General features: G+C 64.5%; 25 protein-coding genes and 1 riboswitch. Of the genes, 13 read left to right on the top strand and 12 right to left on the bottom strand.

Annotated elements, in window-relative coordinates:
- Position 1: 1 nt before the first annotated feature.
- Positions 2-1942 (bottom strand): primary-amine oxidase, encoded by a 1941-nt coding sequence (locus ABG82_RS23920; RefSeq protein WP_043076768.1) that lies wholly within the window; start codon positions 1940-1942, stop codon positions 2-4.
- Positions 1942-3381 carry a gamma-aminobutyraldehyde dehydrogenase gene (locus ABG82_RS23915; protein WP_043076767.1) on the bottom strand — a complete coding sequence of 480 codons (1440 nt, stop codon included), beginning with the start codon at positions 3379-3381 and terminating at the stop codon, positions 1942-1944. Before ABG82_RS23915 ends, ABG82_RS23920 begins: the two co-directional genes overlap by 1 nt.
- Positions 3382-3527: 146 nt before the next feature.
- On the opposite strand from ABG82_RS23915, the gene ABG82_RS23910 reads away from it, so the two are divergent.
- Complete coding sequence (locus tag ABG82_RS23910; RefSeq protein WP_078343674.1) at positions 3528-5045, top strand: PucR family transcriptional regulator; 1518 nt, start codon at positions 3528-3530, stop codon at positions 5043-5045.
- A gap of 104 nt (positions 5046-5149) precedes the next feature.
- Positions 5150-5758, top strand: coding sequence for a TetR family transcriptional regulator (locus ABG82_RS23905; protein ID WP_043076765.1), 609 nt, complete (start codon positions 5150-5152; stop codon positions 5756-5758).
- Between the two features lie 11 nt (positions 5759-5769).
- Here ABG82_RS23905 and ABG82_RS23900 read toward each other — a convergent pair whose 3' ends face one another.
- Positions 5770-6372 (bottom strand): alpha/beta hydrolase family protein, encoded by a 603-nt coding sequence (locus ABG82_RS23900; RefSeq protein WP_234707989.1) that lies wholly within the window; start codon positions 6370-6372, stop codon positions 5770-5772.
- Between ABG82_RS23900 and ABG82_RS29090 the strand changes: the two genes are divergently transcribed.
- A complete protein-coding gene (locus tag ABG82_RS29090) occupies positions 6301-6450 on the top strand; it encodes a hypothetical protein (RefSeq protein ID WP_234707987.1) in 150 nt (49 codons plus the stop codon). The genes ABG82_RS23900 and ABG82_RS29090 overlap by 72 nt on opposite strands.
- On the opposite strand, the gene thiD is transcribed toward ABG82_RS29090, so the two are convergent.
- Positions 6437-7267 carry a bifunctional hydroxymethylpyrimidine kinase/phosphomethylpyrimidine kinase gene (thiD, locus tag ABG82_RS23895; protein WP_078343659.1) on the bottom strand — a complete coding sequence of 277 codons (831 nt, stop codon included), beginning with the start codon at positions 7265-7267 and terminating at the stop codon, positions 6437-6439. The genes ABG82_RS29090 and thiD overlap by 14 nt on opposite strands.
- Complete coding sequence (thiC, locus tag ABG82_RS23890; protein ID WP_043076763.1) at positions 7264-8895, bottom strand: phosphomethylpyrimidine synthase ThiC; 1632 nt, start codon at positions 8893-8895, stop codon at positions 7264-7266. The genes thiD and thiC overlap by 4 nt, the downstream gene beginning before the upstream one ends.
- A riboswitch (TPP riboswitch) is annotated at positions 8889-8997 on the bottom strand. It overlaps the preceding gene by 7 nt.
- Positions 8998-9270: 273 nt before the next feature.
- Here thiC and ABG82_RS23885 point away from each other — a divergent pair.
- Entirely contained in the window at positions 9271-11007 is a 1737-nt protein-coding gene (locus ABG82_RS23885) for an MFS transporter (protein WP_043076868.1), read from the top strand.
- Positions 11008-11039: 32 nt separating this feature from the next.
- On the opposite strand, the gene ABG82_RS23880 is transcribed toward ABG82_RS23885, so the two are convergent.
- From ABG82_RS23880 to ABG82_RS23870, 3 genes are read right to left on the bottom strand one after another with little or no spacing between them, the layout of a single operon-like run.
- The gene (locus tag ABG82_RS23880; RefSeq protein WP_043076762.1) at positions 11040-11840 is read right to left on the bottom strand and encodes an exodeoxyribonuclease III; all 801 of its coding nucleotides are present in this window, start codon (positions 11838-11840) and stop codon (positions 11040-11042) included.
- 9 nt (positions 11841-11849) lie between these two features.
- Complete coding sequence (locus ABG82_RS23875) at positions 11850-12749, bottom strand: N-acetylglutamate synthase, CG3035 family (RefSeq protein WP_043076761.1); 900 nt, start codon at positions 12747-12749, stop codon at positions 11850-11852.
- Between the two features lie 10 nt (positions 12750-12759).
- Complete coding sequence (locus tag ABG82_RS23870) at positions 12760-13353, bottom strand: peptide deformylase (RefSeq protein WP_043076760.1); 594 nt, start codon at positions 13351-13353, stop codon at positions 12760-12762.
- A 163-nt stretch (positions 13354-13516) separates the two neighbouring features.
- On the opposite strand from ABG82_RS23870, the gene ABG82_RS23865 reads away from it, so the two are divergent.
- The 4 genes from ABG82_RS23865 to ABG82_RS23850 all read left to right on the top strand — a co-directional run bounded on the left by ABG82_RS23865 (position 13517) and on the right by ABG82_RS23850 (position 16315).
- A complete protein-coding gene (locus ABG82_RS23865) occupies positions 13517-13864 on the top strand; it encodes a DUF3263 domain-containing protein (RefSeq protein ID WP_043076759.1) in 348 nt (115 codons plus the stop codon).
- Between the two features lie 73 nt (positions 13865-13937).
- Positions 13938-14402 carry a LytR C-terminal domain-containing protein gene (locus tag ABG82_RS23860; RefSeq protein ID WP_043076758.1) on the top strand — a complete coding sequence of 155 codons (465 nt, stop codon included), beginning with the start codon at positions 13938-13940 and terminating at the stop codon, positions 14400-14402.
- A 63-nt stretch (positions 14403-14465) separates the two neighbouring features.
- The gene (gene sodC / locus ABG82_RS23855; RefSeq protein WP_043076757.1) at positions 14466-15185 is read left to right on the top strand and encodes a superoxide dismutase[Cu-Zn]; all 720 of its coding nucleotides are present in this window, start codon (positions 14466-14468) and stop codon (positions 15183-15185) included.
- Positions 15186-15193: 8 nt separating this feature from the next.
- Positions 15194-16315, top strand: a complete 1122-nt coding sequence (locus ABG82_RS23850) for a glutamate--cysteine ligase (protein WP_043076756.1) — start codon at positions 15194-15196, stop codon at positions 16313-16315.
- Here ABG82_RS23850 and cysC read toward each other — a convergent pair.
- The 3 genes from cysC to ABG82_RS23835 all read right to left on the bottom strand — a co-directional run bounded on the left by cysC (position 16312) and on the right by ABG82_RS23835 (position 20264).
- Positions 16312-18210 (bottom strand): adenylyl-sulfate kinase, encoded by a 1899-nt coding sequence (gene cysC / locus ABG82_RS23845; RefSeq protein WP_043076755.1) that lies wholly within the window; start codon positions 18208-18210, stop codon positions 16312-16314. The two genes, ABG82_RS23850 and cysC, sit on opposite strands and share 4 nt — an antisense overlap.
- On the bottom strand, positions 18210-19163 hold the full coding sequence (cysD, locus tag ABG82_RS23840; RefSeq protein ID WP_043076754.1) for a sulfate adenylyltransferase subunit CysD: 954 nt from the start codon (positions 19161-19163) through the stop codon (positions 18210-18212). Before cysD ends, cysC begins: the two co-directional genes overlap by 1 nt.
- 177 nt (positions 19164-19340) lie before the next feature.
- Positions 19341-20264 carry an IclR family transcriptional regulator gene (locus ABG82_RS23835; RefSeq protein ID WP_043076753.1) on the bottom strand — a complete coding sequence of 308 codons (924 nt, stop codon included), beginning with the start codon at positions 20262-20264 and terminating at the stop codon, positions 19341-19343.
- A gap of 119 nt (positions 20265-20383) precedes the next feature.
- Here ABG82_RS23835 and ABG82_RS23830 point away from each other — a divergent pair, with 119 nt between their 5' ends.
- From ABG82_RS23830 to dtd, 5 genes are read left to right on the top strand one after another with little or no spacing between them, the layout of a single operon-like run.
- On the top strand, positions 20384-21556 hold the full coding sequence (locus ABG82_RS23830) for a DUF1214 domain-containing protein (RefSeq protein ID WP_043076752.1): 1173 nt from the start codon (positions 20384-20386) through the stop codon (positions 21554-21556).
- Positions 21556-22341: an SDR family oxidoreductase gene (locus tag ABG82_RS23825; protein WP_043076751.1), complete on the top strand. Its 786-nt coding sequence runs from the start codon at positions 21556-21558 to the stop codon at positions 22339-22341. Before ABG82_RS23830 ends, ABG82_RS23825 begins: the two co-directional genes overlap by 1 nt.
- A 16-nt stretch (positions 22342-22357) precedes the next feature.
- Positions 22358-23533: a sulfotransferase family protein gene (locus ABG82_RS23820; protein WP_043076750.1), complete on the top strand. Its 1176-nt coding sequence runs from the start codon at positions 22358-22360 to the stop codon at positions 23531-23533.
- The gene (locus ABG82_RS23815; RefSeq protein ID WP_043076749.1) at positions 23530-24828 is read left to right on the top strand and encodes an FAD/NAD(P)-binding protein; all 1299 of its coding nucleotides are present in this window, start codon (positions 23530-23532) and stop codon (positions 24826-24828) included. The genes ABG82_RS23820 and ABG82_RS23815 overlap by 4 nt, the downstream gene beginning before the upstream one ends.
- Before the next feature lies 1 nt (position 24829).
- Positions 24830-25261: a D-aminoacyl-tRNA deacylase gene (gene dtd, locus ABG82_RS23810; RefSeq protein ID WP_043076748.1), complete on the top strand. Its 432-nt coding sequence runs from the start codon at positions 24830-24832 to the stop codon at positions 25259-25261.
- A gap of 1 nt (position 25262) precedes the next feature.
- Here dtd and ABG82_RS23805 read toward each other — a convergent pair whose 3' ends face one another.
- Positions 25263-25703 (bottom strand): hypothetical protein, encoded by a 441-nt coding sequence (locus tag ABG82_RS23805; RefSeq protein ID WP_043076747.1) that lies wholly within the window; start codon positions 25701-25703, stop codon positions 25263-25265.

The following is a 25703-nucleotide window of genomic DNA, read 5'->3' as shown; positions in this document are numbered from 1 at the left end:
GCTAGTCCTCCTGGTGTCCGGACGTGTGACAGCTCTTCGGCGGGGTGGGTGCTACGTCAAGAGAGGGGTTCCGGTCGAAGAATCCGACCGGCTTGAGCCAGAAGTTCACCGTGTCGACGGGCATGATCGGCCAGTCTTCGGGCCGGGTGATGTGATGGATACCGAACACGTACCACAGCACCACATCGGTGTTCTCGATCGACCGGTTGCGTTCGGTCCAGGCCGGCAGCCCGTGGTCTTCCTTGCTTTGCGTGACGAATTCTCCTGCGGGCCAGCGTTCTTCGGGCGAGTTGGGGGTAACCCAGAGAGTGTGTTCGATGGCGCGGCAGCGCGCCAGCACCGGTGAGGACGGGTCGAACATGGCTGGGATGGCCGCGCCAGGCACCAGCTTGTAGGCCGGCGCCGTGCCAATGCCGTTGCGGGTGTTGTCGTTGACGACCTTCCAGGCGCGCTGAGTCTCCCAGCAGAAGTCTTGTTTGCCTTCCGATTCGGTGCGCAGCGGGGTGTTGCGTTGCCGCAGGGAGAGCCCGTAGGGGTTACGGGGTCCGACCGGCTCGATCTCGGTTTCGGTGGCGTAGACCGTGTTCTCGGTGCCGTCGACGTCCAGGTCCAGCCTCGCGACCAGGAAATGCTGGTGGTACGGCGCATAGGTGCGGTTGTCGACGAGGGTTCCGTGCGGATGCGCGGCGCCCTCCTCGAAATTGCTCACCACCATGATTCCCGTGGCGCGAACCTCGCACTCGATGTTTCCGTCTTGGTAGAACCGCCAGTAGGTGAGGTATTCGTAGTTGGCGACGGTGACGTGGAACGACACGGTGAGCCGCCGCATCCGGCGCACCTCCGCGCCGTGGTCGTGGTCGACGTGCTTCCACAGGACGGCGTTGTCCTCTTCGTGGATGCAGATCGCGTTCTTGATGGTGTATGGCTCGCCCTTGCTGTTGTGCAGCACGGCGTCCAGGTACCGGATCTCACCGAGGCAGTCGCAGCCCAGCTCCAGAGAGGTGGTCATGAACCCGATGCCCCACTCGCCGATATCGAAAGCTGTTCTGCGGTAGTGATCTTCGCAGTGATCTCGGTAGGGCACCATCATCTCGGCGAAGGACATCCGGTTGGCGACGGACCGTACCCGGCCGTTGTCGTTGTAGGTCACCGCGTGCAGGGTCATGCCCTCGCGGTAGTTGAAGCCGACTCGTAGTGACCAGTTCTGCCACTGGAGCTTGTTGCCCTCGATGGTGAAGGACGTCCCATCGGGCTGGGTTATGTGCAATGGCTGCAGGGACTCGCGGGTGCTCTGCCGGCGCAGTCGCTCCGGGACGTGGCGTGGCACGTATTCGCCCATCATCTCCGGTCGCTCGACGGTGAACGTGTCCTCGATGTCCAACAGCTCCATGCTGTTCATGTCGATGATGCAGTGAAACCCGTTGACAGGACCCGCGTACGGATTGGCGCCCGCGGCGGCACGCACCCAGGTATCCGACCAGCCGAGGCGTCTGCCCTGGTATTTCTCGGGCATGACGGCCTCGCCGTAGGTCCAAGTGTCCATGAACACCAGGTCCATATCGGTGATGCCACGTTTGGCCAGGGCGGCGATCACGTCGGGGTGGCTGCGCAGGACCGCGTCGGCCTCTTCCCACTCATCGACGGTGAAGTTGGGCTGCACGCCGGGAATGTGATCCCAGGACAGCACCGTGCCGGAGTCCAGCGAGATGACGGCCTTGTAGGTGGCGTTCGCGAGGGTGTCCAGGCAGGTCGCCAGCGCGCGGCGATCGGGCCGGGTGCCGTTGGCGTCGAAGGCGGCGATCTCGGCCTTGGCGGGCTCGATGAGTTCGATGGAGGTGTATCGCCAGTTCTTCCCGACGTTGTGTGTCTGCGCCAGAATCTCGGCGACGGTGGTGAATTCCTGCGCGGTCAGGGGATCCAGAGGATGGAACGTGTCACTCATCACGCGTGCGCACTCATCACGTGCTTGATGCGGGTGTAGTCCTCGACGCTGTAGGCCGACAGATCCTTGCCGTACCCGGAGTATTTGAACCCGCCGTGTGGCATCTCGGCGACCAACGGGATGTGACAGTTGACCCACACGCACCCGAAATCCAGCTCGCGAGTGAATTTTTCAGCTGTGGCATGGTCCTTGGTCCAGACGCTGGAGGCAAGGGCGTAGCGCACGCCGTTGGCCAGCCGAACGGCTTCGTCGGCGTCCGAGAAGGGTTGGACCGTCAGGATGGGGCCGAACGTCTCTTCCTGCACTATCGCGTCATCTTGCCGCACGCCGGTGACGATGGTGGGTTCGATGAAGTACCCCTTGTCGCCCCAGCGCTTTCCGCCGGTCACCACCGTGGCATGTGCGGGCAGGTTGTCCAGTTTCTTGGTCACCACGGTGAAGTGGTTGATGTTGTTCATGGGCCCGTAGAAGCTGTCGGGATCATCGGGTAGGCCGGGCCGCAGCGTCTGTGCCGCCGAGTTGAGGGCGTTGACGAAGTCGTCGTGAATCGATTCATGCACGATGACGCGGGTGGCAGCCGTACAGTCCTGCCCGGCGTTGAAGAAGGCGGCCTGCGCGATACCCAGCGCGGCCTTGTCGACATCGACATCGCCGAACACCACGGCAGGGGCCTTGCCCCCGAGCTCGAGGTGGCTGCGCTTGAGTTGCTCGGCGGCGGAGGCAGCCACGGCGATACCGGCGCGTACCGACCCGGTGATCGAAACCAGGCCGATAGCAGGGTGACTCACCAATTCCGAACCGGTGGCCGCCGTGCCCAGCACCACGTTGAAGACGCCATCGGGCAGGATGCCCTTCGTCAGGCGCGCCAGCACCAGAGTGCTTTCCGGGGTGGTGTCGCTGGGCTTGAGGACAATGGTGTTTCCGGCCGCCAGCGCGGGCCCGATCTTCCAGATCGCCATCATGAACGGGTAGTTCCACGGGGTTACCTGTCCGACAATCCCGATGGGCTCGCGTCGCACGTAGGAGGTGAACCCGTCCATGTACTCGCCCGCCGATTTGCCTTCCACGATGCGCGCGGCGCCGGCGAAGAACCGGATTTGGTCGGCGCTCACGGCGACCTCTTCGGCGGCGATGATCGCCTTGGGCTGACCGGTGTTACGGCATTGGGCAGCGACGATCTCGTCCGAATGCTCTTCGATGGCATCGGCGAGTTTGAGCAGTGCCTGCTGACGGATGCTCGGGGTGGATCTGCCCCAAGTCTGAAAGGCCCGCTCCGCGGCGGCGACGGCGGCGTTCACATCGTCGGCATTGGAGACCGGGGAGCGCCCCACCACCGACTCATCGACCGGATTGATCAGGTCGATAGGCTCGGATGATTTCAGGGATAGAGCATCGACGAACTGGCCATCGATGTAGTTCTGGAGTACCGAATCTGGCATATCGCACGTCCATCCGTCGAGACAATCCCGTATAAGTACGCAGAGAACCAGTGTGCGTTAAGGCACATCTTTGATCATCTGACAATTCCGGGAATCTTCGCGGTGTTTTTCACCATTCTGTACAGTCCTGAGAAATGACCGTTCCAGTGCGCTGGGTACTGGACCAGCCAGACCTCAAACTCACCCTCAAGGGCGGTGCCGCGGGCGCTGGCCGCGAGATCAATATGGCACTGACCACTGAACTCGCCGATCCCGCACAGTGGCTCTCCGGTGGTGAACTGGTGCTCACCACCGGCATCGGTCTGCCCAAGAATCCCCGAGACCGGCGGCGTTACCTGTGTGCGCTCAACGAAAATAATGTTGCGGCATTGGGATTCGGCACTGGACTGACATTCGACGAGGTGCCGCCAGAGCTGGTGGCCGCGGCCGACGAGCTGGGTATGCCACTGCTGGAGATTCCGTTACGCACCCCGTTCGCGGCCGTGGTCAAGACCGTGAGCACGCGCATCGCCGAGTTGGAATACGACGCGGTGTTGCGAGCATCGCGGGCCCAGCCCAGGATCACCCGGGCGATTGTGAATGGCGGTGTACAGGCGGTCACCGCCGAACTCGGACGGTCACTGCGGGCCAACGTCGTGGTGTTGGACCCCGGCGGCACGGTGATCGCAAGTCATCCGCGCAATCTGGACGTCGCCACGGTGAATCTCATCCGGGGTGCGGTGACACCGGGCGCGTCGGCGGGTGCGCAGCAGCTCGATCCGGGAATCACCGTCTCGCAACAGGCGATCGGAGTGGGCCCGGCGTCATACGGAGTGTTGGCCGTGGTCAGCAAGACGCCGTTGACCTTTGTGGATCAGGTGCTGCTTGGGCACGCAAACTCCTTGCTGGCCTTGGATTTTGATAAGCCATCGCGTCTACAGGAGGCGCAACGGCGCTTGAACGGCCAGGCCTTGGGTCTGTTGCTCGCAGATGAGCTGAACCTGGATCCGATCTGGGCGCAGTTGGGGCAGGTCGCCGACGGGCGTGGGCGCATCCGGGTACTGGCGGTGGATGCCGAATCCCAGGCGATTCTGGGCAAGGCGCTCTCGGCAATCAGCCGGGCGATCGAGTCGGCCGGTTACCCGGTATTCGCGCATGCCGGTGCAAGCCAGCTGATCGTCGTGTTGCCCGGGGCGGAGACCGCCGACTTTGCCCGTCGCCTCTTCGGGGAGGCGGACGGCCGCACCAAGAAGGGGCTACGGGCCGGGTTGAGTGGAGCGCACCCGGTGGTGCGGCTCGCCGACGCGGTACAGAACGCGAGGCTCGCCGCGTCGGTGGCCGAGCGCGGTGGGACGCCGCTGGAATTCACCTCCCTGGCGGGCAGCGCACTGCTGTCCTTCGGCGCGAGCCGTGAGGTGTTGGTGGCCGTCGCCAACGCGACATTGGCCCCCATCGCCGAGTACGACACCGCGCACGGCAGCGAATTGATGGCCTCATTGCGGGCATATCTGGAAGCCAACGGCCATTGGGAATCGGCGGCCACGGCCATGGGTGTGCACCGCCATACGCTGCGGAAACGGATCGAAACGGCGCAATCTCTGTTGGCCTGTGACCTCGATATCGCGCGGGTGCGCGCCGAGCTGCTGCTGGCGATGCTGGCCGGGACGCCCGGCTCGGGGAACTGAATCTGTCTTCGAATTCGCAGTGCGCGGGGTCTTGGTAGTGCTACCTTATTAGAACAGGTTCCAGTTTCGGGGTTATTTATGCAGGTGAAAAGATCGTGAGCGCCATGGTTGAAGCATCACCGGTGCGGCCAGCCGCCATGCCGTCGACCAGGCGCCAACATGAGCAGTACAAGCGCATGCTCGATGCGGCCGAAGAACTCGCCATGACACGCGAGCTCGACCACGTTCAGATGCACGATGTCGCCAAGCACGCCAACGTTGCCATCGGCACGCTGTACCGGTACTTCCCGACCAAGCGCCATCTGTTCGTCTCGGCGCTGGTGCGTGAGTCCGAGCGGCTTGTCGGTCGAATTCCGGCACTGCCCGAACAAAACCCGTCCGACCGGGTGGGTGAAGCGTTGGTGCGGGCGCTGCGCGGGTTGACGCGGCGGCGCATGCTGGCCATCGCGATGATCCGGTCCTCGAATTCGGCCTCACTGGCCGAGGTGCCCGATCTGATGCAGATCGAGAAACGCTTTCATGAGCTGATATCCGAGGTGGCCGGGCTGTCCGATCCCACCGAAGACGATGAGGCAGTGATCAGGCTGCTGGTGCATCAGTGGTTCGGCTGTATTCAGGTGTGCCTCAACGGAGGTCTCACCGTCGCACAGGCCGAGGACGATCTGCGCCGGGCGTCGCGGCTATTGATGCGCGACTGGCACGCACTGGGCTGAGCCCGGATCCGCTAGCGCGATTCCAGTGCCGCCAGCGCGGCGTCGATGGCGAGGGCGGGCACGTCGATGGTCTTGGCGCCCAGATCGTGGCGCGCGCCGGCGATTTCCACGATGGTCGCGCCGCCCGGAATCAGCACTGCGGCCTCTTTGAGTTCGGCGATGGTGCCGAAGGCATCCGAGGTGCCGTGGGTGAACACGGTCGGAACCTGGATATCGGGGAGATGTTCCACGCGCAGCCGGTCGGGCTTCCCGGGTGGGTGCAACGGGTAGGAGAACAGGGTCAGGACATCGACGATCGGCCCTTTTTCCGCGACCAGCATCGAGGTTTGCCGTCCACCGTAGGAATGGCCGCCCGCCAGCAGCGGCCCATCCACCATGGCGCGAGCCTTGTTGATCACCTCGGCGATCCCCGCGCGGTCCTTGTCGGCCGCGGAGGCCGACGGTGGGCCGCTGGGCCGGTTACGTCGGAAGGGCATATCGAAACGTATTGCCAGCCAACCGCGCTCTGCCCATGCCGTGCACAGCAGACGCAGCATGGGGGAGTGGCAGCTACCGCCGGCCCCGTGGGTGAGCACCACGGCACCGCGAGGATGCCCGTCGGGATGGTGGGCGATTCCGGCGATATCCGGAAGTTCCTAGGTGCTCACGCGTTCAGCCTAAGGTTCTTCGCGCGGGCGCTCATCGCAGCCTGAACAGCGCCGATACCGGGCCGTGCCCGTGGCCCAGCGGATAGGCGGCCTTCAGGCACTCGGTGATCCATCGTTTCCCGAACGCGACGGCCTCGGTGACGGGAAACCCATGTGCCAGGGCGCAACTGATGGATGCCGCGAGGGTGTCCCCGGCGCCGTGATCGTGTCCGGTGTTCACACGTTCGACGGGGTAGTAGTGGAACTCGGTGCCGTCGAACAGCAGGTCGGTGCTGGTGTCACTGGATCGCAGATGCCCACCCTTCACCAGGGCCCAGCGTGGGCCAAGGGCGTGCAGCTTGCGTGCTGCCTCTTTTTGGGATTCCTCGTCGACAACGTCGACGTCCACCAGCAGCCGGACCTCGTCGAGGTTGGGGGTGACCAGTGTTGCCAACGGAAACAGTTGCGTGCGTAGGGCATCGAGCGCACTCGGGTGCAGTAGCGGGTCGCCATGCATGGAGGCGCAGACGGGATCGACCACCAATGGGACGTCCGGGGCCACCTTGGTCCATGATTCCGCGATGGCACCGATGATCGGGGCGGAGGCCAGCATGCCGGTCTTGGCGGCCTGGATGCCGATATCGGTGATGACCACCTCCATCTGCGCGGCCACCACCGGCGGCGGGATCTCATGGAAATCCTTGACACCCAGCGAGTTCTGCACGGTTACGGCAGTCACGGCCACACAGCCGTGCACCCCGAGTAGTGCCATGGTGCGCATGTCGGCTTGAATACCCGCCCCGCCCCCGGAGTCGGACCCGGCGATGGTCATGGCCCGCACCGGGGTGGTGCCCGGCTCCGGGAGGGGAAGGAACGTGCTCATGAGATGGGCAGGTACACCCGGTTGCCGTGTTCGGCGAACTCCACGGACTTCTCCTCCATACCGCGCGCCAGCATCGCGTCGATGTCCTCCTGGGTCTCCAAGCCGTTCTCGGCGGCGAATTCCCGGATATCGGCGGTGATGCGCATCGAGCAGAACTTCGGTCCGCACATTGAGCAGAAATGTGCCGTCTTGGCCGGCTCGGCGGGCAGCGTCTCGTCGTGGAATTCGCGGGCGGTGTCCGGATCCAGCGACAGGTTGAACTGGTCCTCCCAACGGAACTCGAAGCGCGCCTTGGACAATGCGTTGTCACGCAGCTGTGCGCGGGGGTGTCCCTTGGCCAGGTCGGCGGAGTGGGCGGCGATCCGGTAGGCGATCACGCCGTCCTTGACGTCCTTGCGGTCGGGCAGGCCCAGGTGTTCCTTGGGCGTGACGTAGCACAGCATCGCGGTGCCGGCCTGGGCGATGATGGCTGCCCCGATTGCCGAGGTGATGTGATCGTAGGCCGGAGCGATATCGGTGGCCAGCGGTCCGAGGGTGTAGAACGGAGCCTCCTCGCACCATTCCTCTTCCAGTTTCACGTTCTCGACGATCTTGTGCATCGGCACGTGGCCCGGGCCCTCGATCATCACCTGCACGCCATGGGATTTCGCGATCTTGGTCAGCTCACCGAGGGTGCGCAGCTCGGCGAACTGGGCCTCGTCGTTGGCGTCGGCGATGGAGCCGGGACGCAGTCCGTCGCCCAGGGAGAACGTCACGTCGTAGCGCGCGAGGATTTCGCACAGCTCCTCGAAGTGGGTGTACAGGAACGACTCCTGGTGGTGTGCCAGGCACCACGCGGCCATGATCGAGCCACCGCGCGAGACGATGCCGGTGACGCGCTTGGCGGTCAGCGGCACGTAGCGCAGCAGCACGCCGGCGTGCACGGTCATGTAGTCCACACCCTGCTCGGCCTGCTCGATCACGGTGTCGCGGTACAGCTCCCAGGTGAGTGCGGCCGGGTCGCCATTGGTCTTCTCCAGCGCCTGGTAGATCGGCACGGTGCCGACGGGAACGGGGGAGTTGCGCAGGATCCATTCGCGGGTCTGGTGGATGTCCTTGCCGGTGGACAGGTCCATGATGTTGTCGGCGCCCCACCGGATGGCCCACACCATCTTCTCGACTTCCTCGGCGATCGAGGAGGTGACGGCCGAGTTGCCGATGTTGGCGTTGATCTTCACGCCGAAGGCCTTGCCGATGATCATCGGCTCGATCTCCGGGTGCTTGTGATTGGCGGGGATGACGGCCCGGCCCGCGGCGACCTCGGTGCGCACCAACTCGGCAGGCACGCCCTCGCGCACGGCGATGAACTCCATCTCGGCGGTGATCTCGCCGTTGCGCGCACGCTGCAGCTGGGTGCCGCGGTCGGTGACGATGCCGGGCCGCGGCGGCAGCCCCTTCTGCAGATCGATTACGGCGTTGGTGTCGGTGTACGGACCCGAGGTGTCGTACAGGTCCAGGTGCTCGCCGTTGGTGAGGTTGACGCGGCGTTGTGGCACCCGCAGGCCGTTGGGCAGATCCTGGTAGATCTTCTCGCTGCCCTGGATGGGTCCCGTGGTGACGGACTCCGGAGTGCGTGATTGATCAGGCATGAATTTCTCCTCCCTACGCCGGCATTACCCGGTCAGGTTCATACGGTCGACGGCCCTAGCCGTCCTCTCAGCGCACTGGTGCGCGCTCCCGTGTTTGTGTTGTGGGGCTGTTCGTTGACGAACAATGGCCACGCTACCCGGTGGGTCCCCGATTTCTCCGCCGAGTGCGCGACTGGCGCGGAATTGCGGCCAGATTTCCGCGTGCGGCTCGCAGTGGCGCCGGGTGTTGTGCGCCTGCCCCGGGATCGATCTGACAGATCGGGGAAACATGACTTTAGGAATATAGTTTCTCTTGCTAAAGTTACTAGCGGTGGTAACCAGTGACGGCCGGTCGGTGCTGCCCGCGTCGGGGAGAAGCGCGCAACGAGGGTGACGATGACTGACTTGATTACACGGACCGATGAGACACCTGCGGATATCGAGACCGCACGGCGCCGGATCCGGGTCGATCGCGACCATCCGCACTACAAGTGGGTGGCACTGTCGAACACGACGCTGGGAGTGCTGCTCGCGACCATCAACTCGTCCATTGTTTTGATCTCGCTGCCCGCGATCTTCCGTGGCATCGGGCTCAACCCGCTCGCGCCCGGGAACGTGAGCTATCTGCTGTGGATGCTGATGGGGTACCTGCTGGCCTCTGCGGTTCTGGTGGTGCTGTTCGGCCGCCTCGGCGATATGTATGGACGAGTCCGCATCTACAACATGGGGTTCGTCGTCTTCACCGTTGCCGCGGTGGTGCTGTCCTTCGACCCATTTCACTATGGCGGCGGCGCGGTGTGGCTCATCGCCTGGCGTGTGGTGCAAGGAGTCGGCGGCGCCATGTTGATGGCCAACTCGTCGGCCATCCTCACCGATGCCTTCCCGTCCACTCAGCGCGGCTTCGCACTGGGCATCAACCAGGTGGCTGCGGTGGCCGGATCGTTCCTCGGACTGTTGATCGGAGGCGTGCTCTCCGAATGGGATTGGCGGGCGATCTTCTGGGTGGGCGTGCCGGTGGGCCTGCTGGGCACGGTGTGGTCGTACCGCTCCCTGGTCGAGATCGACCAGCCGACTCCCGGAAAACTGGACTGGGCGGGCACCGTCGCGGTGGCGCTCGGCCTGACCGTGCTGCTCACCGGAATCACGTATGGCATTCAGCCCTATGGCAATTCGAGTACCGGTTGGGGTAATCCGCTGGTGTACGGCGCGCTGATCGTGGGTACCGCGCTGCTCGTGCTGTTCTGCGTGATCGAGGCCCGGGTGGCCGACCCGATGCTCGATATCCGGTTGTTCAAGAACCGGGCCTTCGGTCTGGGGAACCTGGCCAACCTGCTCGCCTCGGTGGGCCGCGGCGGCCTGCAGTTCATGCTCATCATCTGGCTGCAGGGCATCTGGTTGCCGCTGCGCGGATACAGCTACGAGTCGACGCCGCTGTGGGCGGGAATCTTCCTGCTGCCCATGACACTTGGATTTCTGGTGGCAGGTCCGGTCGCCGGCCTGCTATCTGATCGATATGGAGCCCGGCCCTTCGCCACCGGCGGCATGGTGCTCTCGGCGGTGACCTTCCTGGCATTGATCGCCATTCCGGTCAACTTCAATTACTGGGTCTTCGCGGCACTGATCTTCCTCAACGGTCTGGGCTCGGCGATCTTCACCGCGCCCAATACCGCCGCCATCATGTCCAGTGTCCCAGCACATCAGCGCGGCGCGGCCTCGGGCGTGCGCGGCACCTTCTTCAACGCGGGAAGCTCGCTGTCCATCGGAATCTTCTTCTCGCTCATGATCATCGGGCTATCAGCGACCTTGCCGGGAGCCATGCAATCCGGTCTCACCGCCCAAGGCGTGCCCGCGTCCACTGCGACCCAAGTGTCCAGCCTGCCCCCGGTGGGCAGCCTTTTCGCGGCCTTCCTGGGCTATAACCCGGTCAGTGAATTGCTCGCTCCGTCAGGTGTTCTGGAGCAGCCCGGGGTCAACGCGGCGGAGCTGACCGGGCAGTCGTTCTTCCCGAATCTCATCACCGAGCCATTCCACGCCGGTCTTGTCGTGGTGTTCGGCGCCGCGGCGCTGATGATGGCGGTCGCGGCGCTGGCCTCGCTGGGCGCCGGCGGTAAGTACGCACACGCCGACGACTGAGCTCAACGCGGCCCGCCGGGGACCGGGCTGGCTCAGTCCAGGTCGACGACGACGGGAGCGTGGTCGCTGGCGCCCTTGCCCTTGCGTTCTTCGCGGTCGATGTGGGCATCACCCACGCGCTTGGCGAATTCCGGTGAGCCAAGCACGAAGTCGATGCGCATGCCGCGCTTCTTCGGGAAGCTCAGCTGGGTGTAGTCCCAGTAGGTGTACACCCCGGGGCCGGGCGTGAAGGACCGCGTCACATCGGCGAACCCGGCGTCGTTCATCGCGGTGAAGGCGCTGCGTTCCGGCTCGGAGACGTGGGTGCTGCCCTGGAAGAACTCGACACTCCAGATGTCCTCGTCAGTGGGCGCGATATTCCAGTCACCCACCAGCGCCACCTGCTGTTCGGAATCGGCGGCAAGCCACCCCGCAGCGGTATCGCGCAGCGCGGACAGCCAGCGCAGCTTGTACTGATAGTGCGGATCCTCCAGGGTCCGGCCATTCGGGACGTACAGGCTCCACACCCGCACCCCGTTACAGGTGGCACCCAGCGCGCGCGCTTCGGTGGTCTCTTCCATGTCTTCGCCGGACGCCCAGCCGGGCTGCCCGTCGAACCCCACCGTCACGTCGTCAAGCCCGACCCGCGACGCGATGGCCACGCCGTTCCATTGGCTGTAGCCGACGTGCGCGACCTCGTACCCCGCGTCGGTAAAGGCCTGCATGGGGAACTGCTTGTCGGAACACTTGGTTTCCTGCATGGCGAGCACGTCCGTTCCGGACCGCTCCAGCCAGGAGATGACCCTGTCGGCACGGGCGCGGATCGAATTCACATTCCAGGTGGCCAATCGCATGACGCCACCCTACTTTTCGCGGCCGACAGCACATATTTGCGCATAGCGATACCGGTGCTGCTCGGTGAAACCCATGGTGGGGTACAGGGCAAGGGTCGCGTCGTTTTCGGCACGCACCTGGACATATGCCCGGCGCGCGCCATGCGCGGCGCCCCAGCCCAGCAGGATCTCGCACACTTGGCGGGCCAATCCGCGCCGTCGATGGGCCTCTGCCACCCGCACCGCCGAGATGCCCAGCCAGCCCTCCGTCACGGCGCCCCGGGCGATGGCTGCCGTGTCGCCCGCCACGCTGATGGAGGCGAATCCCAACATTCCGTCCACCACCGCGGTCAACACCGGCGTGACCAGCGGATGGTCGTCACCGTGCAGGGCAAGCCAATCCGCTGAGGGCGCGGCAGGCAGCGTGTGCGCATCCGGCCCGTGCACATCCCGCACCATCACCACGGTTTCATCGCTCGTCATCAAATCCTCGGGCGGGTGCACCAACCGGTCGGGCAGACAGAGCAGGGTGGGCAGCCCGCGCCCGGAATACCAGGCATCCATCTCGCCGAGGGAGCGAGGAGAGGCCGAATGTTCCAGGGGCACCGCAGAATTAGCGCGCCGCGTGTATCCGTCCGCTGCCCTGACGAACCATCCGTCCAGCCATTGGTGCTCCAGGCCGGGCCACGCGAAGGCTGCGGCCCGCTGCATCGATCTGATGTCACGGTTCAGTACCGGGACGGGCGGCAATTCACGCACCGAAACGATGTCATCGGCCGAAATGTCCACCACCGCACCGGACTTATGCAGTACTTGCACGGTTGGAGCGACCGCCACCAGCTCGCCGACGGTATCGGTGAACGGCGGCACCGAACCGGGTGGCCGCCGACTACGGATGGCTACCCGTGTTCCGAGCTCGGGTAAGCGCACTGTGCCGTTCTCAGTGCCCGAACGGATCGGCCACTTGCCCGGGTGTCCAGCTCAGGCCGGGCACGCCCCAGCCGTTGGACTTGACGGCGCGCTTCGCCGCGCGGGTGTTGCGCCCCACCAGCTTGTCTATATAGAGGAATCCATCGAGGTGTCCGGTTTCGTGCTGCAGCATGCGCGCGAACAGGTCGTTGCCCTCGAGGGTCACTTCCTTGCCTTCGGCGTCCAGGCCGGTGACCCGGGCCCAGTTTGCGCGCCCGGTGGGGAAGGACTCGCCGGGCACCGAGAGGCACCCTTCCTCGTCGTCATCGGGGTCGGGCATCGTCTCCGGGATTTCGGAGGTCTCCAGCACCGGGTTGATCACGACGCCGCGATGGCGGGGCCCGCCGCCCCGGGTCTCGGCGCAGTCGTAGACGAAGAGTCGCAGGGGCACGCCGATCTGATTGGCGGCCAGCCCGACGCCGTTGGCGGCGTCCATGGTCTCGTACATATTGGCGATCAGCTCGGGCAGATCGTCGGGTAGCGAACCGTCTGGACCGACCGGGACGGGCTGGGTGGGCGTGTGCAGCACCGGGTCGCCAACAATGCGGATGGGAACAATAGCCACGGAAGGCAAGCTATCGGCTCGGTATTGAGGGCCGACGCGCGGGGTTGGCTAGCCGCAGTTGCGGTTTGAGCGTGGTTAAATATCGCCGAACCACAGTGTTGTAGTTATCGCATCGACTTAACAATGTACGAGTGAACGCCCCCGGTTGGGTCTAGGAGCTTTTATGGACGGCGCCCAGGCGCGAGCTGAGCAGTCGAAGGCTGCGAATGCTGGTCAGGATTCGCCTGCCGTCGGCTCGGACGGAGTCGAGATTGCCGCTGGCCTGAGCCGGCGTGAACACGACATCCTGGCCTTCGAACGGCAGTGGTGGAAGTACGCGGGCTCCAAGGAAGACGCCATCAAGGAGCTGTTCGGCATGTCGGCTACCCGCTACTACCAGGTGCTCAATGCCCTGGTAGATCGGCAGGAAGCCCTGGCCGCGGACCCGATGCTGGTCAAGCGGCTGCGCAGAATGCGGGCGAGCCGTCAGAAAGCCCGGGCCGCCCGCCGGCTGGGTTTTGAGGTCACGTAGCCGTCGCGGAGAGATCGCGGTGCGGCCCCGCTAAATAGGTGTTGGCGCCCGCGGACCGTACAGTGGATTCACAATGAACGAACGCGTACCCGATTCTCATGGCCTCCCGCTGCGTGCCATGGTGATGGTGCTGCTGTTTCTCGGAGTGATCTTCCTGCTTGTCGGGTTCAACGCACTCGGATCCGACAAGTCGGCGTCCTCCGACTCGACGTCCTCATCGGTCAGCGCCACCGCAGCCCCCAAGTCGACGACACCGCCTCCGGCCCCCAAGCCCGAGGTACGTGTCTACAACACCACCTCGGTGCCCGATTTGGCGCGAGGTGCTGCCGACCAGGTCACCGCCGCCGGGTGGAAGGTCGCCGAGGTAGGCAACCTGCCCATGCCCGAGGTCAACGTGACGACGGTCTTCTTCGGCAAGACCGCCGGCGAAGAGGAAGCCGCGCACGAAATCGCCAAGGTGCTCGGCGTGCAGGCCGCGCCACGCGCGCCCGAGCTGCTGGAGCAGCCGCCGGGTGTCGTCGTCGCCGTCGCCATCTGATCGATCTGACGGATCAGCACTTCCGGTCTACCACTGGGTGCTACGCGCTGTCGGAGAGGTGGCATGATGATGCCCATGGTTAAGCCCGCCGTTCTTGCCTCCGGAACCCTTGCTGCCGTTGCCTTGTCCCTGAGCGGATGCTCCCCGGATCAGCAGGCCAGCACCACGCCGGGTACCACGCCTCCGGTGTGGACAGGTTCCACCGCGCCCGCGACCGCGGGCGAGCATGGCGGCCACGGCGGCGGCGAGCAGCCGGTGCCCGCGGGCGAGAAGCTCAACGCCACACTCAAGCTGGCGGACGGCACCCCGGTGGCCACCGCGCAGTTCGTATTTCAGGACGGATTTGCCCGGATCACCGTCCAGACCACCCAGAACGGCAAGCTGACTCCTGGCTTCCACGGTCTGCACATCCACTCGTTCAAGAAGTGCGAGGCCAATTCCGTGGCGCCGGCAGGCGGCGCTCCCGGCGATTTCCTGTCGGCGGGCGGACATTTCAATGTCCCCGGATACAGCGGCCACCCCTCCAGTGGTGACCTGGTGTCCCTGAACATCCTCAAGGACGGGTCGGGCGAGCTGGTTACCACGGCGGACTCGTTCACCAAGGAAGATCTGCTGGCCGGTAACGGCACCGCGATCATCATTCACGAGAAGTCGGACAACTTCGCCAACATCCCGGCGGAGCGGTACACCCAGGCCAACGGCGCCGCAGGCCCCGACGACACCACGAAGTCGACGGGTGACGCGGGCAAGCGTGTCGCCTGCGGTCTCATCGACGCGGGCTAGCCGCCAGAGTGGCCCGTCCGATTGAATTTCGCGGGTCACCGCGACCGACGCTGGGGGTTGAGTGGGAATTCGCGCTCGTCGACGCCCAGACCAGGGACCTCACCAATGAGGCGTCCGCGGTACTTGCGGCGATCGGTGAGACTCCGCACGTGCACAAGGAACTGCTCCGTAACACCATCGAGGTGGTGACGGGTATCTGCGGGACCGTCGACGAGGCGATGCAAGATCTGCAGACCACCTTGGCCACTGTGCGGCCCACCGTGCAGTCCATGGGGATGGAGTTGTTCTGCGCCGGTACCCACCCCTTCGCCCGCTGGTCCGCGCAGCAGCTCACCGACGCGCCGCGCTACGACGAACTCATCGCCCGGACACAATGGTGGGGACGGCAGATGCTGATCTGGGGTGTGCACGTGCACGTGGGCATCTCCTCCAAACACAAGGTGATGCCCATCGTCACCTCGATGCTCAACTACTACCCACACCTGCTGGCGCTTTCCGCCTCCTCACCGATGTGGGAAGGCCAGGACACCGGGTATGCCAGTAACCGGGCCATGATGTTCCAGCAGCTGCCCACGGCGGGTCTGCCATTCCATTTCCAGACCTGGGAGCAGTTCGAGGGTTTCGTCGATGACCAGATGAAGACCGGAATCATCGACCAGCTCAACGAAATTCGTTGGGACATCAGGCCGTCACCGGCGCTTGGCACGGTCGAGGTCCGCATCTTCGACGGTATCTCCAATGTCGCAGAGCTTGAAGCGCTGGTCGCGCTCACCCACTGCCTGGTGGTCGACCTGGATCGCAAGCTGGAGGCCGGGGAATCGCTGCCCACCATGCCGCCCTGGCACGTGCAGGAAAACAAGTGGCGCAGCGCACGTTACGGACTCGACGCCGTCATCATCCTGGATGAGGACAGCAACGAACGATTGGTGACCGAGGACCTCGACGACCTGCTGACCCGGCTACAGCCCGTCGCCAGGCTGCTGGAATGCGAGAGGGAACTGGCCGCGGTGGAAGAGATCTACCGGCACGGTGGGTCCTATCAACGTCAACGCCGGGTGGCTGAAGAGCATGACGGCGATCTGGGCGCCGTGGTGGACGCGGTGGTCAACGAACTAGAACCCGTCCGCTAGATCGACAACCAGTAGTCCAGGATCGCGGCCGCCTGCTGCTCGGGATCTCCTTCCTGAGGGCGCAGCACCAGTTCGGCTCCCTCGGGAGCCTCGTACGGAGCGTTGACTCCGGTGAAGTCACTGATCTCGCCGGCCCGGGCCTTGGCATACATGCCCTTGGGGTCGCGTTGCTCGCAGATTTCCACCGGGGTGTCCACGAACACCTCGACGAACGGTAACCCGGCTTTTTCGTGCTGAGCGCGGATCTTGTCGCGATCGGCACGATAGGGGCTGATGAGTGCCGCCACCGCGACCACACCCGAATCGGACAGGATCTGTGCGACAGCACCGACGCGGCGTACGTTCTCCGCACGGTCCGCCGCCGAGAATCCGAGGTCGGCATTGAGGCCGTGCCGCAGGTTGTCGCCGTCGAGCCGGTAAGCCGGGATACCCCTGGCCACCAGCCGCCGTTCCAATTCCACGGCCACGGTGGACTTTCCGGAAGCCGAGAGCCCGGTGATCCAGATGGTGCCACCCTTGGTGGAACGCTCGTCGCGAGAAACCGCCGACGAGTGCCAGACCACCTTGGACTGGTGCAGCGTGGGGCCGGAGATCATGCCCGCCGCGACCGTGTTGTTGGTGGCCTCGTCGATCAGGATGAAGCTGCCGGTGGTTCGGTTGCGCCGGTAGGGGTCGAACATGATCGGGCGCTGCAACCGCAGCTGAACGCGCCCTATCTCGTTGAGCTTGAGCTCTTTTGCCTCTTGATCGCGGTGCAGGCTGTTGACGTCGAGGCGGTAGTCGAGTCCGGCGATGGCGGCCTTGACGGTCGAGTTCGCGTGTTGCATCACAAAGCGCGATCCCTCGGCCAGCGTCGACACATCGGTGAACCAACACACCATGGCGTCGATCTGCGCGCCGACCAGGGGCCGGTTGTTGGGGCGGCAGAGCATATCGCCGCGGCCCAGGTCCAACTGGTCGGTGAGCTGCACGCTCACCGCGCTGCCCGCGAATGCCTCGTCCACCACCGCACCGCCCGGTCCCCAGATGGCCGAGACAGTTGAGGTGAAACCGGAAGGCAGTGCGACGATTTCGTCGCCGGGCTTGAACACGCCGCTGGCGACGGTTCCGGCTACCGCACGGAAGTCGTGCAAATCGGTGATCTGCTCGGCGCCGGGTGCTGCCGCGCCGCCCTGAGGACGGATCACGTACTGGATGGGGAAACGCGCGTCGATCAGGTTGCGGTCCGACGAAATGTGGACCTGCTCAATATGATGCAGCAGCGACGGTCCCTCGTACCACGGAGTGTTCACGGATCGGGTGACAATGTTGTCGCCGAGTAGGGCCGATACCGGAATGACGGTGAGGTCGTGCAGCTCCAGCTTGGTGGCGAATCGCCGGAATTCTTCCTTGATTTCGTCGAACCGCTGGGGCGACCAATCGACCAGGTCCATCTTGTTGATGCACAACACCACATGTTCGACGCCGAGCAGCGAGGTGATGAACGCATGCCGGCGGGTTTGTTGGGTCAGCCCGTTGCGGGCATCGACGAGGATGATCGCCAAGTCGGCGGTGGAGGCTCCGGTGACCATGTTTCGGGTGTACTGCTCGTGCCCCGGGGTGTCGGCGATGATGAATTTGCGCACGGGAGTGGAGAAATAGCGGTGTGCGACGTCGATGGTGATGCCCTGCTCACGTTCGGCGCGCAAGCCATCGGTGAGCAGCGCCAAGTTGGTCTGCGTTTCACCCTTTGCCTTGCTGCTGGCTTCCACTGCGGCGAGCTGATCGGCGAAGATCGATTTCGAGTCGTAGAGCAAGCGGCCGATCAGAGTGGATTTGCCGTCGTCGACGCTGCCCGCGGTGGCGATGCGGATGAGTTCCTGGGCCGGTTCGGCGGTCTCGATCACCGTGCTCATCAGAAATACCCCTCTTTCTTACGGTCTTCCATGCCGGCTTCGGAGATCCGGTCGTCGGCGCGGGTGGCCCCACGCTCGGTAATACGGGTGGCGGCAACCTCTTCCACCACGGCGCTGGGTGTGGCCGCGATGGATTCGACGGCGCCGGTGCAGGTCGCGTCACCGATGGTCCTGAAACGCACAGACCGCTCGATCAACTCCTCACCGGGCTGTAGGGTCAGGAATCGGGTATCCGCCAACAGCATTCCGTCGCGCTCCACGACGTTGCGCTTGTGTGCGTAGTACAGCGGCGGCAGCGCGATGTCTTCCGATTCGATGTACTGCCAGATGTCCAGTTCGGTCCAGTTGGATAGTGGGAACACCCGGATGTGCTCACCCTTGCGGTGCCGCCCGTTGTAGATGTTCCAGAGTTCGGGGCGCTGCGCGCGTGGATCCCACTGGCCGAACTCATCGCGGAAACTGAACACCCGCTCCTTGGCGCGCGCCTTCTCCTCGTCGCGGCGCGCACCCCCGAATACCGCGTCGAAGCGGTGCTCGTTGATGCTGCGCAAGAGGGTCGCGGTCTGCAGGCGATTGCGGGTGGCGCCGGGTCCGGTCTCTTCGACCACGGCGCCCGAGTCGATGTCGTCCTGCACGCTGCCGACTTCCAGTCGTAGGTTGTAGCGGCCGACCGTCTCATCGCGGAAGGCGATGACCTCGTCGAAGTTGTGTCCGGTATCGATATGCATGACGGGGAATGGCAGCGGCGACGGCCAGAACGCCTTGGCCGCGACATGCAACATGACCACGGAATCCTTGCCGCCCGAGAACAGCAGCACGGGCCTTTCAAAGGTCGCCGCTACCTCACGAAAGATATAGACGGCCTCGGCTTCCAGGGCGTTCAAGTGCGATAACTCGTAGGACTCGGCGGCTGATGAGCCTCGTGAGCGAAGAACATCGGGTGATGTCGGCATTTCCACAACTCCATTCATTCCAAATATGTACCGTATCGGTTCGTATTCGGTCCAGCTCAGAGTAGAACGCGTTCTCGTTGGGTGTCAACGGTGTGCGTGCGCCGAGTGTGAGCGCCAGTGCGCAAAAACCGCCGAGTGTGAGCAGTGGCGCTCACACTCGGCGGAGTGGGGGTGACGCTAGGCGGGCTTCACGCCGCCGATGTGTTCGGTGATTCCGTCCGCGGTACGCACGAGCGCCCTGGCGCGGGTGGTGATCTCCGCATCGGTGAGGTCGTCGGCGATGTAGAGGCTGGCGACCATGGCCTGCTTGCCGTTGTGGTCGTATACCGGTGCCGAGATGACGTTCACCCGGTGCCGCACCTTCGCGCCGGAGCCGACGGTGTAGTTCTCGCTGCGCAGGTAGACCCGCTCGCCGATGCCCGAGACGATCTCGCCGAGTAGTGCGCGTAGCTCGTTGGGGATATCGCCGGGCACCCCGGCCATCAGTGAGTACAGCTGACGGCCGGCGGGGGTCAGCAGTTCCACCAGGTAGCCGTCGGTACGGCATTCCTCGATCACCTTGCGCAGGCGGTCATCTGCGGTCCGGCCGGGTGCGGTCGGGTCTTTGGCCAGCCAGGCGGCAATGGTCTCGTCGGTGTCCCAGAGTACGAACATCAGGCCGACGGGAGGGGTGAAGGGATAGCTCTGGCCCACCTCGACCCGCACCGGGTGATCGGGGTCGCTGACCACCTCCAGCACGGTCACTCGATCGCTCACCACCGCGGAGAGCGCCGCCGTATGTCCGAATTCCCGAGTGAGTGTTAACAATTGATCGCGACTGGCGGGCTTGGCACGCAGCGATTCCTGGGCGGCTCTGCCGATGCGGATCAGTGCCGGGCCCAGGCTGTAGGTCTTGTCGCGATCGTCGCGGATGAGAAATCCGGATTCGGCCAGTGTGGTCACGATGCCCAGGCAGGTGGGCTTGCTCAGGCCCAGTCGCCGCGCCAGCTCGGACAGGCCGAAGCGTTCGGTGCGGTGCCGCGCCAGAAAGTCGAGCACGGCCATCACGCGTTCGGTAGGAGGAGACGTTCTGCCTGCCGTGCTCTCGCGGTCCTCGACCACCGTGAAACCTCCTGTGTCCCTGCGCGAATCTCGCCATTCTTGACGAACCCGGCGAGGGCGCTCTAGTGTCGGGATGGATTCTACCACTTCGGTACAAATCTGTACCAGTCAGGAGTGACATGTACAGCCAGGCATTCACCGCCGCGATCGCGGAGGCGGAGGAGCTGATCGTCGCGGCGCCCCACATCGAAACCGAAGCCGACCTGCTCGAGGGGCTTCAGTATCTGGCACAGGGGATAGCGGCGTGTACGCACATGGCATTTCATACCGACCGTGATCATCCGTTCCTGCTCTCCGGTACGGGACCGTTCACCAAAATGGGGCTGGACAACCCCGACACCCTCTACTTCGGCGCTCGCGTCAACGGTGAATACGAGTATGTGGTCACCGGAAGGCGGGGTACCACTGCGGATTTGAGCTTCCAGGTGTTGGGCGGCGGTGACTACACCGACAAAAACGTACCGGGCAGTGCCATTGCTTTTGACGATCGCGAGATCCATATCGAGAGTGACGGCAGCTTCGAGGTACGTTTCGGGCCCGCGCCTGCCGATGACTCCCGGCCCAACTACTTCACGTTGGGGCCGGGGCCGGCGCAGCTGGTCATGCGTGAGGTGTACAGCGATTGGCGCGAGCAGCGCGGCAGCCTTGCCATCGCGCGGGTAGACACCGCGGGCACCGCGCCGGCTCCGCTGACCACAGAGCAGATCGAAAAGCGTTATGCCAGTGCGGGCAAGCAGCTGGTAAATCGAGTGAAGACATGGCTGCAGTTTCCCAAGTGGTTCTACGACACGCTGCCCGTCAACACCATGACCGAGCCGCGGCTCACACCCGGCGGGTTGGCCACACAGTTCTCGTCGGTAGGGCACTATGACCTCGCCGACGACCAGGCGATGATCATCACTGTCCCCAAATCCGATGCGCCGTACCAGGGTTTCCAGCTCGGCAGCCTCTGGTACATCTCGCTCGACTACATCAACCACCAGACATCGCTGAACTCCAGTCAGGCTCAGGTTGATCCGGACGGGAATATCCGGCTGGTGGTGAGTAACGCCAATCCCGGCGTCACCAACTGGATCGAAACGCTGGGGCATCGTCGTGCGTATCTGCAGTTCCGCTGGCAACGGGCCGACCGGCAGCTGACCGCCGCCGACGGCCCGACGGTGGAGGTGGTCGCACTCGGCGACGTCCCGGCCAAACTGCCGTATTACCCGCAGAATCGGATCAGTGCGGAGGGGTGGCGCAGTCGTATCGCGGAGCGTCAGACTGCAATCGGGGCAAGGATGTTGGGCTGATGAGTCTTCTCAATTTCGACGGCAAGGTTGTCGTTGTATCCGGTATCGGCCCCGGCCTCGGCGCCAGTCTGGCCACCAAGTTCGCCGCTGCGGGTGCCGACGTCGTGCTCGCGGCGCGCACGCAGTCGCGTCTTGACGAGGTCGCTGAACAGGTCACCGCCGCCGGGCGTAAGGCCCTCGCCGTGGCCACAGACATCACCGATGAGTCCAGTGTCGCGAATCTGGTCGCGCGCGCCACCGACACCTTCGGCGGTATCGACGTTCTGGTCAACAACGCCTTCAGCATTCCATCGATGAAATCCCTGGAGAGGACGGACTATCAGCACATTCGCGATAGTGTCGAGCTCACCGTGGTGGGCACACTGCGTCTGACGCAACAGTTGGCGGCCGCTCTTGCTCAATCCAACGGCGCGGTGGTCAATATCAATTCGATGGTGATTCGGCATTCGCAGCTGCGCTACGGCAGCTACAAGATCGCCAAGGCCGCGCTGCTGGCCATGTCTCAGTCGTTGGCCACGGAGCTAGGCCCGCAGGGCATCCGTGTGAATTCGGTTGTCCCCGGATATATGTGGGGTGAAAACCTCAAGGGCTACTTCGAACATCAGGCCAAGAAATACGGAGGGACCGTCGAGCAGATCTACGAGTACACGGCGGCCAATTCCGACCTCAAGCGATTGCCGACCACCGATGAGGTCGCCCATGCCGTGCTGTTCCTCGCATCCGACCTGGCAAGCGGGATTACCGGCCAGGCCCTCGATGTCAACTGCGGCGAGTTCCACGCCTAGCCACAAGGAGATCACCATGAGTATTGACGAGAAGCCTGGATCAAGTACCGAACGCACCGGTGTCGGTACGGTCGACGACCTGCACGAGTCGGCCTCGCGGCTGATCGGCCTGGACGACTTCGGGGACGGGTCCGTCGACAACTACCGCGAAGCGCTCGGTGTCCTGCTGGACTCCTACCAGCGCGAGGCCGGGTTGACACCCTTGGGCTCCAAGATGTCTCGGGTCTTCCTGCGTGGTGCGCTGGGTGCGCGGTTGCTCAGTGAGGCCGCCTTCAAGGCGCATCCCGACCATGCTCAGGTTGCCATCGATCGGCCCATCTTCGTCACCGGCCTGCCGCGCACCGGCACCACCGCGCTGCACCGGCTCCTCAACGCCGATCCCATGCATCAGGGTCTGGAGATGTGGCTGGCCGATTTCCCCCAGCCACGTCCCCCACGCGACACCTGGGATGCCAATCCGGTGTACCAGCAGCTGGAGGGCCAGTTTTCGAAGCATCACGTGGAGAACCCGGAATTCATGGGTCTGCACTACATGTCGGCCAGCGAGGTCGAGGAATGTTGGCAGCTGCTGCGGCAATCGGTGCATTCGGTGTCCTATGAGTGTCTTGCTCATGTGCCGTCCTACGCGCAGTGGCTGGCGGGCCAGGACTGGACGCCGGCGTATCGGCGTTACAAGGCCAATCTGCAGCTGATCGGCCTCAACGACATCGAAAAGCGCTGGGTGCTCAAGAATCCGAGTCATCTCTTCGCGCTCGACGCACTCATGGAGGTGTATCCGGACGCGTTGGTCATTCAGACGCATCGCCCCGCCGAGACCATCATCGCCTCGGTCTGTTCGCTCAACGAGCATGCGACGGCGGGTTGGTCGGACACCTTCGTCGGCGCCACCCTGGGTGCCGATCAGCTCGACACCTGGGCGCGCGGGCTGGAGTCATTCAAGACGGCACGCACCAAGTACGACGAATCTCAGTTCTGCGATGTCGACTACTTCGACTTCATCTCCGACCCCATCGGGACCGTCGAATCCATATACCGGCACTTCGGGATCGAGCTCTCGGCATCGGCCTTGGTCGAGATGCAGAAGATGAACGATGAGAGCCAAAAGGGCCCGCGCGCGCCGAAGCACGTGTACTCACTCGCCGATTACGGGCTGAGTAAGGAAGCGGTGATGGAGCGCTTCGCCGGACTGTGACCCGCGTCGCCGTGGTGGGCGCCGGCGCGGCGGGAACGCTTGTCGCCCTGCATCTACTGCGGCGCGAGGCCTCCGGGGCGCTACATCTGACGGTGATCGACCCCGATCGGGGTACTGGGCCCGGAGTGCCGTACCGCACCACAGATCCGCGTCATCTCCTGAACGTGCCGGCCGGAAAGCTCGGTGTCGACTCCGCGGAACCGCTCGATTTCGTGGCCTGGCTGCGCGGTAACGGCCGGCCGGGAACCGGCCCCGAGGATTTCGTCTCGCGCGGGCTGTTCGGACGCTACCTTTCCGGCACGTTCGAACGGGCACGCGGCGATCGGGTGAGTCGTGTCCACCGCCGAGCGGTCGCGGTGACCAGCCGGGGCGACGGGCTTTCTGTCGTGCTGGACGACGGTGACATCACCCATGCGGACACCGTGATTCTGGCAGCGGGTCCGAACACTCCCGGAACGTCCTGGGCACCTGCTCATTTACGTGACAGCGGACGGTTCATCCGGGATCCGTGGCGCCCGGGCGCCCTTGAGGACATTCCCGAGGGCGGCGATGTACTCCTGGTGGGAACCGGTCTGACGATGGCAGACCTCGCTCGCTCGCTGCGCGGGTCCGGTCGCACCCTGCACGCGATATCCCGTAGCGGCCTGCTGCCCAGGGCACACGGATCGTATTCCGCGGTACCGGTGCCCACCTTCGCGATGGATCACGGCCAGGTATTGGAGCGTTCCGTGCGCTATGTCCAAGATGTGATGGCGCAGGGCGGCGACGCCTGTGCGGCAGTGGACGCGCTACGCCCGCATGTGGGCGCGCTGTGGTCGGCGATGACTGCCGGTGAGCGCGAGGTGTTTCTGCGAAAATACCGCAGACTCTGGGACATTCACCGGCACCGGCTGGCGCCACAGTCCGCCGCGCAGCTTGAACGCGACATCACCGATGGCGTGCTGCGCATTCATCGTGCGGAGCTGGTGGAGAGCCTGACATCGGGCTCGCAGATCAAAGCGACGTTATCCACGGGGCAGGTCCTCGATGTATGCGCGGTGGTCAATTGCACGGGTCCGCAGTACGACATCACCAGCAGTGCCGATCCGCTGTGGAACCAGCTGCTGGCCGACGGGCTGGTGCGGCCCGGGCCGCTGAGCCTCGGGCTGGATACGGACTCGTCGGGCCGGCTTCGCCCTGGGGACTTGCCGATATGGACCTTGGGGCCGCTGCGGCGCGGGAATCTTTGGGAAACAACGGCATTCGCTGAGATCAGGGCACAGGCGGAAGGTCTCGCGGCGCTGATAGGGTCCTAGCGTGCGGGTTCTGGTGCAACGGGTGGCCTCGGCGGCCGTGTCCGTCGAGGGCGAAGTGGTCGGTGCTATTCACCCCGAAGGTCAGGGATTACTGGCCCTGGTGGGCGTCACGCATGACGACGATGCGGACAAAGCGGCGCAGCTCGCCGAGAAGTTGTGGCAGCTGCGCATCCTCGACGAGGAGAAGTCCGCCGCGGACGTGAGGGCCCCGATCTTGGTGGTCAGCCAATTCACCTTGTATGCCAATACCAAGAAGGGACGCCGGCCGGCCTGGAACGCGGCGGCACCCGGCGGCGTCGCAGAACCCATCGTGCAGGCCTTCGCTGATGCCCTGCGCAATCTCGGTGCGCATGTCGAGGCCGGAGTGTTCGGCGCGCACATGCGGGTCGAACTGATCAACGACGGTCCGGTTACCCTGCTGCTGGAGCTTTAGCTCAGCCGTCTCCGGGCGGGGGAGCCGTGCAGATCGGATCGAGGCAGCCCTCGGCTACGGCGTGCGCGATGCTGTCGGACAGGCGCGGACAGCCGCGTATCCGGGCGGTGTTGGTGCCCTCCTCGCGTAGCTGCGCAAAGTAGGCGCACCGCCCGGCAGCGGCGGTATTCCATTGCACAGCAGTGTGATTGATGCCCAGTTTTTTGACCATCACCGAGCCATGGCAGAACCTGCAGTCGACCTCCTGCAGGCCGGAGGTCAGATACCGCTGCTTGTCGTTCTCGGTCGCCTCATGCAGCAGCGCGGCCTGCTCCGGGTTGTGTTCGAATGCGGGAGCCTTCGACCACTGGCCGTTCGGCCTGCCTGATCCAGCGGAACCGTGAGCCTCGTCTTCCCCGTGGGCGCCATGCAAAGCCAGCATCGACTGAGCCAGCTCCTCCAC

It is taken from the genome of Mycobacteroides immunogenum, from assembly GCF_001605725.1.
Taxonomy (GTDB): domain Bacteria; phylum Actinomycetota; class Actinomycetes; order Mycobacteriales; family Mycobacteriaceae; genus Mycobacterium; species Mycobacterium immunogenum.
Note: the sequence above shows the minus strand (reverse complement) of the source record. Positions and strands in the feature narration are given on the sequence as shown.